7 protein-coding genes and 1 pseudogene are annotated in these 7037 nt (G+C 72.2%); 1 reads left to right on the top strand and 7 read right to left on the bottom strand.

Annotated elements, in window-relative coordinates; translation table 11 throughout:
* From EBH09_RS39560 to EBH09_RS33710, 4 genes and pseudogenes are all read right to left on the bottom strand, one after another.
* Positions 1 to 424 (bottom strand): annotated as a pseudogene (locus EBH09_RS39560) (hypothetical protein); the annotation flags it as partial.
* 99 nt (positions 425 to 523) lie between these two features.
* Entirely contained in the window at positions 524 to 1237 is a 714-nt protein-coding gene (locus tag EBH09_RS33720; protein WP_238697519.1) for a hypothetical protein, read from the bottom strand.
* Positions 1234 to 2730: an ATP-binding protein gene (locus tag EBH09_RS33715; protein ID WP_193776673.1), complete on the bottom strand. Its 1497-nt coding sequence runs from the start codon at positions 2728 to 2730 to the stop codon at positions 1234 to 1236. Before EBH09_RS33715 ends, EBH09_RS33720 begins: the two co-directional genes overlap by 4 nt.
* An 11-nt stretch (positions 2731 to 2741) precedes the next feature.
* Entirely contained in the window at positions 2742 to 3431 is a 690-nt protein-coding gene (locus EBH09_RS33710; protein ID WP_121750609.1) for a response regulator transcription factor, read from the bottom strand.
* A gap of 113 nt (positions 3432 to 3544) precedes the next feature.
* On the opposite strand from EBH09_RS33710, the gene EBH09_RS33705 reads away from it, so the two are divergent.
* Positions 3545 to 4447, top strand: coding sequence for a DUF3152 domain-containing protein (locus EBH09_RS33705; protein ID WP_121751139.1), 903 nt, complete (start codon positions 3545 to 3547; stop codon positions 4445 to 4447).
* Positions 4448 to 4502: 55 nt separating this feature from the next.
* On the opposite strand, the gene EBH09_RS33700 is transcribed toward EBH09_RS33705, so the two are convergent.
* The 3 genes from EBH09_RS33700 to EBH09_RS33690 all read right to left on the bottom strand — a co-directional run bounded on the left by EBH09_RS33700 (position 4503) and on the right by EBH09_RS33690 (position 6875).
* On the bottom strand, positions 4503 to 5372 hold the full coding sequence (locus EBH09_RS33700) for an AraC family transcriptional regulator (RefSeq protein ID WP_121750608.1): 870 nt from the start codon (positions 5370 to 5372) through the stop codon (positions 4503 to 4505).
* A gap of 182 nt (positions 5373 to 5554) precedes the next feature.
* Positions 5555 to 5764 carry a hypothetical protein gene (locus EBH09_RS33695; protein ID WP_121750607.1) on the bottom strand — a complete coding sequence of 70 codons (210 nt, stop codon included), beginning with the start codon at positions 5762 to 5764 and terminating at the stop codon, positions 5555 to 5557.
* A gap of 97 nt (positions 5765 to 5861) precedes the next feature.
* Positions 5862 to 6875, bottom strand: a complete 1014-nt coding sequence (locus tag EBH09_RS33690) for a TerC family protein (RefSeq protein ID WP_121750606.1) — start codon at positions 6873 to 6875, stop codon at positions 5862 to 5864.
* Between the last annotated feature and the right edge of the window lie 162 nt (positions 6876 to 7037).

The following is a 7037-nucleotide window of genomic DNA, read 5'->3' as shown; positions in this document are numbered from 1 at the left end:
GCGCCTCGGTGGGGCGGCGCTCGCGAGCGGCGGCACCGGGTTCGCCGTCCAGCCGGCGTCCGGCGGCGATGACTTGGAGGTCCGTCAGCCCGTTCCGCGCGGACGGTTCGGTGTCGTCCAGGGGTAAGCGGAAGGTCCGGCCGTCCTCGTCCGGTTCCGGTACGCCGAGCAGGCGGCCGTCGGTGCGGAACTCCACCCGTGCGTCGCCGGGCGGGACGACCCGCGGGGAGCGCCACTCCAGGGTTCCGGCGTCATCGGTGCCGGTGATCCGCCAGCCGGGCGGCAGGTCGGCGGTGCCGTCCGGTGCCGACTGCGCGGAAGCGGCGCCGGGCGGCCGCGGCAGGGCGTGGGCCGCGGCGGGCGCCACTCCCACCAGTGTCAGCACCGCCGTGGCGGCGGCCCAGGTCTTTCGAGCTCGTATCAAGAATCCGCTCCTCAATACCTCGGGGCGGGGCTTCGCCCGTGCGGGCGCCCCTCGTTGGAGGAGGAGGGGGAGATGATCCTTCGGGTTGCCTGTGAGGGGTCAGCCGCCGCCGGTGCCGCCTGCGCTGCCCGTCCCGTCCTCGCTGTACGGCCCTTCCGCGCTGTCCGGTCCGTCCGCACCGCCAGTCCCTCCGGCCTCGCGGGTCCCGCCCGCCGGGCAGTCGTCGCTGGACCGGCCCGCCAGCCGGCCGCCGGGCTGCTCCACGGTCACCTGCGCGCTGCCCAGCGCCGGGTCCTGACGCAGACGGGCGACGGCGACCGTGCACGCCAGTTGGTCGACGGCCGTGCCGCTGAGGCTCCCGGCGCTCCGCGGCAGCTGGACGACGACCGCCGCTCCGTCGGTCCGGATGGTGGGCACCACGGAGGCCGGCGGCAGTTCGGTCGTCAGCCCCGCCTCCCGCTCCCGCTCGTCCGGGCCCTTGAACAGCATGAGTACCGCGCTGCCGAGATCGGCCGCGCCGTGCGTCGTGCGGCCCACCGCCACCAGGGCGCCGTCCGTGACGAAGTAGAGCGGGACCGTGGTGACGGGCACGGCCACGGACTCGGCCTGCGACGGGGTGGGGGGCCGGCCCGGTTCCAGTACGCCGGTCGCGGGTTCGCCCGCCTCGACCACACCGGTCGCGGGGATGCCGCAGGCGGAGAGCGGGAGAAGCGCCGCCGCGAGCAGGAGGGGGAGCCGGCGTCGAGCGCTGGTGCCGGCCGGTACCGCGCCCGGGGCCGTCGTGGTCGCCGGTGGTGGCGTGGGCGGGTTCATGGTTGTTCCTCCTTCGCCGCGTGCGGCACCCGGTCCTGCGTCCCGTCCGGTCTCAGCGGGAGGACGACCGTGAAGACGGCGCCGCCGTCCGGATGGTTGGCGGCCCGGACGGTGCCGCCGTGCAGGTGTACGTTCTCCGCGGTGATGGCCAGCCCGAGGCCGCTGCCCTCGCTGCGGGTCCGGGCGCTGTCCGATTTGTAGAAGCGGTCGAAGACGTGCGGCAGGACGCCGTCGTCGATGCCGTCCCCGGCGTCGCCGACCACGACGACCGCCTGCCTCCCCGCGTGGGGATCGTCCTCTGCGTAGAGGTGCAGGCGGACGGGTGGAGCGCCATGCCGGAGGGCGTTGGCGACGAGGTTCGCGACGACGACGTCGAGGCGGCGCGGGTCGACCCGGCCGCGCAGCGTGCCCGGTTCCGGCAGGCTGGTCTCCACGGTGTCCAGCCAGCCGCGGGAGGCGAGCGTGCGCCGTACCGACTCGGCGAGGTCGATCTCGTCCAGGTGCAGGGCGGCCGCGCCCGCGTCGAACCGGGAGATCTCCATGAGGTCGTCCACCAGACCGGCCAGCTTCGTGGTCTCCTCGCTGATGAGGCGTACGGCCATCGCGGTGTCGTCGTCGAGGCCGGCCGCGTCCTCGTCCAGCACGTCCGTCACCGCCGACATCGCCGCCAGCGGGGTGCGCAGTTCGTGCGAGACGTCCGCGGCGAAGCGGCGGGCACCGGCCTCCATGCGGCGCAGTTCCGCCACCGATCCCTCCAGCGCGGCGGCCGTCTCGTTGAAGGTGCGGGACAGGTCGGCGAGTTCGTCGGAGCCCTGTACCGCGAGCCTGGTGTCCAGACGGCCCTCGGCGATGCTGCGGGTCGCCCGCCGCAGCGCCCGCACGGGCCGCAGCACTCCGCGCGCGGCCAGGAGGGCGATCAGCACGGCCAGGGCCAGGGCGGGCACGGTGGCGCGTTCGATGGCGGTGACCAGCGCGTCGACGTAGCCCTGCTCCTCCCGCTGCGGCACGGTGAGGTAGACCTCCAGTCCGGAGGCGCGCCGCTCGGTGCCGTACTGGCCCGCGAAGGTGACGGGCATGCCGACGACCAGTGCGGAGTGGCCGTCCCGCGTAACCCGCTGGAACACGGTGGCGCGGCGGGTGCGCACGGACTCGCGCATCGCCGGGGACAGTTCCCGGAACGCGTCGCCGGGGCCGGACGTGGCGCTCGCGTCCCGGTAGGCGACCAGCACCCGCCAGTTCTGGGACCGCCCGCCGCGCGACACGTCGACGGCGAACGACTGCAGGTCGGACTCGTCGGGCGGAAAACGGTAGTTGGGGACCAGGGTGTTGACCCGGTGCCGGAAGTCCTCGATCACGGTGTCCTGGCTCTGTTGCAGGACCCCGGTGCGTGCCTCACGGAAGGTCAGCGCGCCGGTGGTCACCGTGGCCACGACGGCGACCAGCGTGAAGGCCACCACCAGCCGCACGCGCAGGCCGCTCAGCGCGCGCAGCACCCGGGGAACTCTCACCGGGCCCCGAACCGGTAGCCGAAGCCGCGCACGGTGTGGACGTAGCGGGGTCTGCCCGCGGGCTCGCCGATCTTGGCCCGCAGGCGCTTGACACAGGCGTCCACGAGCCGCGCGTCCCCGTGGTAGTTGTGCTCCCACACGGCTTCCAGGAGCTGCTGGCGGCTGAACACCTGCCCGGCCGAGGCGGACAGCGTGAGCAGCAGCCGCAGTTCCGAGGGGCCGAGGGCGACGGGCCGCCCCTGGTGGGTGACGGTGAGTCCGGCCCGGTCGATGACCAGATCACCGTGGTGCTCGGTACGGGGCGTGCCGTTCTCGTCCGACGCGCCGCCCACGCGGCGCAGCACCGCGCGGATGCGTGCGTCCAGTACGCGGGCACGGACCGGCTTGACCACGTAGTCGTCCGCCCCGGCCTCCAGCCCGACGACGATGTCGGTGTCGTCACCGCGGGCGGTGGCCATGATGATCGGCACCTGGTCGTGCGCGCGTATCCGTCGGCACACCTCCAGGCCGGGCATGCCCGGCAGCATCAGGTCCAGGACCACGGCGTCGGGCCCGAAGGACCGCAGCAGTTCCAGTCCGTCCTCGCCCGTCGCGGCCGCGGCGACCTCGTGCCCCTGGCGGCGCAGGGCGAGGCGCACGCCCTCCCGGACGGCGCGGTCGTCTTCGATGATCAGGACCCGTGGCATGGATCTCAGTATGCGTATGAACGTGCGAATGTCCGTGCGCGGGTGGCGGCTGTTACACAGCGGTCCAAAAGCCGTCCACGGGCGATCACACGGCGAGGGCACGCTTCGTGATCATGAACGAGCACCGATCGACGTCCTCGCCGGCCTCCGGTACGGCCCACCGACGCAGCCGCCGCAGACGGGGCGGGAAGCCACCGAGGCTGTGGACGGGGCTCGCGGCCGGCGCCGTGCTGCTGCTCGCCGGCGGTCTGGTCCTCAAGGAGGGCGCGGACACCTCGCCCCGCTCCGTCGACGCGACGGATGGCGCCGGGCGGTCCTCGGCGTCCTCGGCGTCCGAGCGACCCGCGTCGCACGAGGTCGTCGAGACGGAGGAGGCGACGGAGGACGAGCCCGGGGCCGAGGCCGGAAAGGAGAAGGAGAAGGAGGGGAGCCCGGACCCCGGCTCGATTCCGTCGTCGGGCCCGGGGACGTTCGCCACCGCGGGCGGCGGCGGCGACCGGGTCGGCGGGAGCGGGCGGACGCTGACCTACGTGGTCCAGGTCGAGGACGGCATCGGGATCCCGGCGCGGGACGTCGCGACCGAGGTCGAGCGGATCCTCGCCGACGAGCGGGGCTGGACGGCCGACGGGAAGGTCGGGTTCCGGCGGGTCTCCGGCGGCCCGTCCGACTTCCGGGTACGGCTCGCCACGGCGGAGACGGTGGACGACATATGCGGCCAGTACGGTCTGGACACCGGCGGCGAGGTCAACTGCAACGTGGGTCAGGACGTCATGGTCAACCTCAAACGGTGGCTGCTGGCCACGCGGTACTACGCGGACGACGTGACGTCCTACCGGGCTCTGATCATCAACCACGAGGTCGGACACTTCCTCGGCCACGGCCACGAGGGGTGCCCCGGGGCGGGGCGGCCCGCACCGGTGATGATGCAGCAGATCAAGGGACTGCACGGATGCCGGACCAATGTCTGGCCCTACGACACCGAGGGCCGGCCCGTCACCGGACCGGCCGTCGGCTGAGAAGAGCAGGCGTACGCGTCGCCCCGGACGGTCGCCTCGGAGCGGGCCCCGCCGTTCAGGCGGTGGTCGTCCGCTCCACGGGAATCCACAGTTCCGCGTCGGCCCGCGCCCCGTCCTCCGTCAGTCGGACGCGGAGGATCTCGGGTCCGGGCCTGCTCTGGTAGGGGTTCGACGGGAACCACTGGGTGAACACGTCCCGCCACAGGTACTGGAGGGCCTGCGGGAACGGACCGGAGTTCTCGAACACCGCCCACGTGCCCGCCTCGACCGGGAGGGCGTCCAGGTCCGCGGGGGTCTCCGCGCGAGTCACGACACCGTGGTAGTAGTCGAGTTCGGTGCCCTCGGCGCGGCTCGGGTCGATCTGGTCGGACACTCCGACGATCCCCTTCGGCTCCTGGTCGGAGAGCGACGTGATCCGCTCCAGGGTGCCGGGACCAATGCCCCGGATGAACTCGGCGATCGCCGGATTGACCCCCTCGTGGACCAGGGGGACACGGGCCCTCTTTCCGACGACACGGAAGTCCTCCTTGTCCTGGATCCGGTATCGCATGCTGCTGCTCCCTTCTACGACGAGACGGAAGGACATCCGGGGCTGGGACTGCAGAGCCGCGCCGGTTCGCCGGGCCTCGCCCGGGCCCACACCGTGCATGGCGCGGAACGCCCGCGCGAAGGCCTCCCCCGAGCCGTAGCCGCAGCGGACCGCGATGTCCAGCAGCGTCCGCTCACCGGCGAGCACCTCGGCGCCCGCCACGGTCAGCCGCCGGCGGCGGATGTACTCCGAGAGCGGTATGCCGGACAGCGCGGAGAACATGCGCCGGAAGTGGTACTCCGACGACACCGCGATGCGCGCGAGTTCGGCGACGTCGACCGGCCGGTCGAGATGCGCCTCGATGTGTTCCATGGCCTGGTTCAGCCGTTCCAGCACCCCGGGCTCCTTCCCTTTCGCTCATTCACGTTAGGGAGCCCACGCCTCCGGGACCCGACATCCTGTGCCCGGCGCGGTCGGGTGCTGTTGCCGTGTCGAGCGCGCGGCGGCGGTGTGTCCGGCACGGAGATCGGCACGGAGATCGGCCGGCTGGTCGCCGGTGCGTTTCGCCGAGCCGGTGGTCACCCGCGGCGGTCGGCCGCGGATTCGGCGCAGTCAGGGTTGCGGCACGTGCCCCGGTGCCACTCCGGGACGTAGATGCCGAGGGTCTTGTGCCGTTTGATCTCCGCGGGGACGTGGTGGCCGCAGGACGGGCAGGTGTGCCCGCGCTGCACGTCGGCCTGCCGCGGTTCGGCCCGCGTCGTCTTCGTGTGCTGCGTGTGACTGCCCATGATTCTCACGTCCACGCTAGGAAGAGCCTTTTAGAAGCTTTTGCCCCTACTTTACGTTCTCATGCCCGGCGGGAACAGTCCTGTGCCACGCCGGGCTTCACCGGGGGTCCTGGCGCCCTCCAGGGGGTGGCGCCAAAGCCTCCTCCTCGTCAGAGCCGCCCGCGTCCTCGTCGGCCGGGTCGACGGGGTGTCGCAGGCTCAGGATCACCGACACCGCCAGGACCACGACGATGATCGCCAGACTCACCGGGGACGGGATCTCCGGCACGGAGGGGCTGACCATCTTGTGGAGGGCCTGGAGGATGAGCTTGACGCCGATGAACCCGAGGATGATCGCCAGGCCCTTGCTCAGGTAGTGGAAGCGGTCCAGAAGCCCCGACAGCAGGAAGTACAGGGCTCGCAGGCCGAGGATGGCGAAGGCGTTGCTGGTGTAGACGATGAAGGCGTCGTCACTGACGGCGAGCACGGCCGGCACGCTGTCCACGGCGAAGATCAGGTCGGCCGCCTCGATCGCCGCGACGACCGCGAGCAGCGGCGTCGCCACCCGCTTGCCCGCCTCCTTCACGAAGAACTTCGGGCCCGCGTAGGTGTCGCGCACGGGGATGACCTTGCGCAGCAGCCGGACGGCGAAGCTCCGGCCCGGGTCGAAGCTCTCCTCCTCGCCCTTGAGGATCTTGTAGACGCTGTAGAAGAGGATGGCCGCGAAGACGAACAGAACGGCGGTGAACCGGCTGACCACGGCCACACCCGCGGCGAGGAAGACACCGCGGAAGACCAGGGCGCCGATGACGCCGAAGAAGAGAACCCGGTGCTGGTAGGCGCGGGGCACCTTGAAGTACGCGAAGATCAGGGCGAAGACGAAGAGGTTGTCGACCGAGAGACTCTTCTCCAGCAGCCACGCGGTGGTGTACTCCGTGCCCGCCGTCCCGCCGAGGACGAAGAAGACGACCCCGCCGAAGACGAGGGCGAGGCCGACCCACAGCCCGCTCCAGGCCGCCGCTTCCTTGAAGCCGATGACGTGCGTGTCGCGGTGGGCCAGCAGGTCGACGGCGAGCGACACGACGACGGTGGCGGCGAAGGCTATCCAGAGCCAGAACGGCACATCGAACATCCGGGCCTCGCAATGATCCGCAGGGACACACCCCTACACCCGAGTGTGCCCCACGCGACGGCCTGGGACGATCTCAGCGGTCCTCGGCCACGGGGGCGGGGCGCAGCGCCTCGGACGTGACGCCGTTGGCCCTGGCCGCGTCGGCGAGTGCCTGGGCGGCGG

Source organism: Streptomyces sp. E2N166, from assembly GCF_003671715.1.
Taxonomy (GTDB): Bacteria; Actinomycetota; Actinomycetes; order Streptomycetales; family Streptomycetaceae; genus Streptomyces; species Streptomyces thinghirensis.
The sequence above is the reverse complement of the archived record's forward strand: the minus strand, read 5'-3'. Positions and strand labels throughout refer to the sequence as shown.

Excerpts from the sequence above, each read along its gene's own strand:
- EBH09_RS33720 (WP_238697519.1), bottom strand. The coding sequence starts at position 1,237 with ATGAACCCGCCCACGCCACCACCGGCGACCACGACGGCCCCGGGCGCG.
- EBH09_RS33710 (WP_121750609.1), bottom strand. The coding sequence starts at position 3,431 with ATGCCACGGGTCCTGATCATCGAAGACGACCGCGCCGTCCGGGAGGGC.
- EBH09_RS33705 (WP_121751139.1), top strand. The coding sequence starts at position 3,545 with ATGAACGAGCACCGATCGACGTCCTCGCCGGCCTCCGGTACGGCCCAC.
- EBH09_RS33695 (WP_121750607.1), bottom strand. The coding sequence starts at position 5,764 with ATGGGCAGTCACACGCAGCACACGAAGACGACGCGGGCCGAACCGCGG.
- EBH09_RS33690 (WP_121750606.1), bottom strand. The coding sequence starts at position 6,875 with ATGTTCGATGTGCCGTTCTGGCTCTGGATAGCCTTCGCCGCCACCGTC.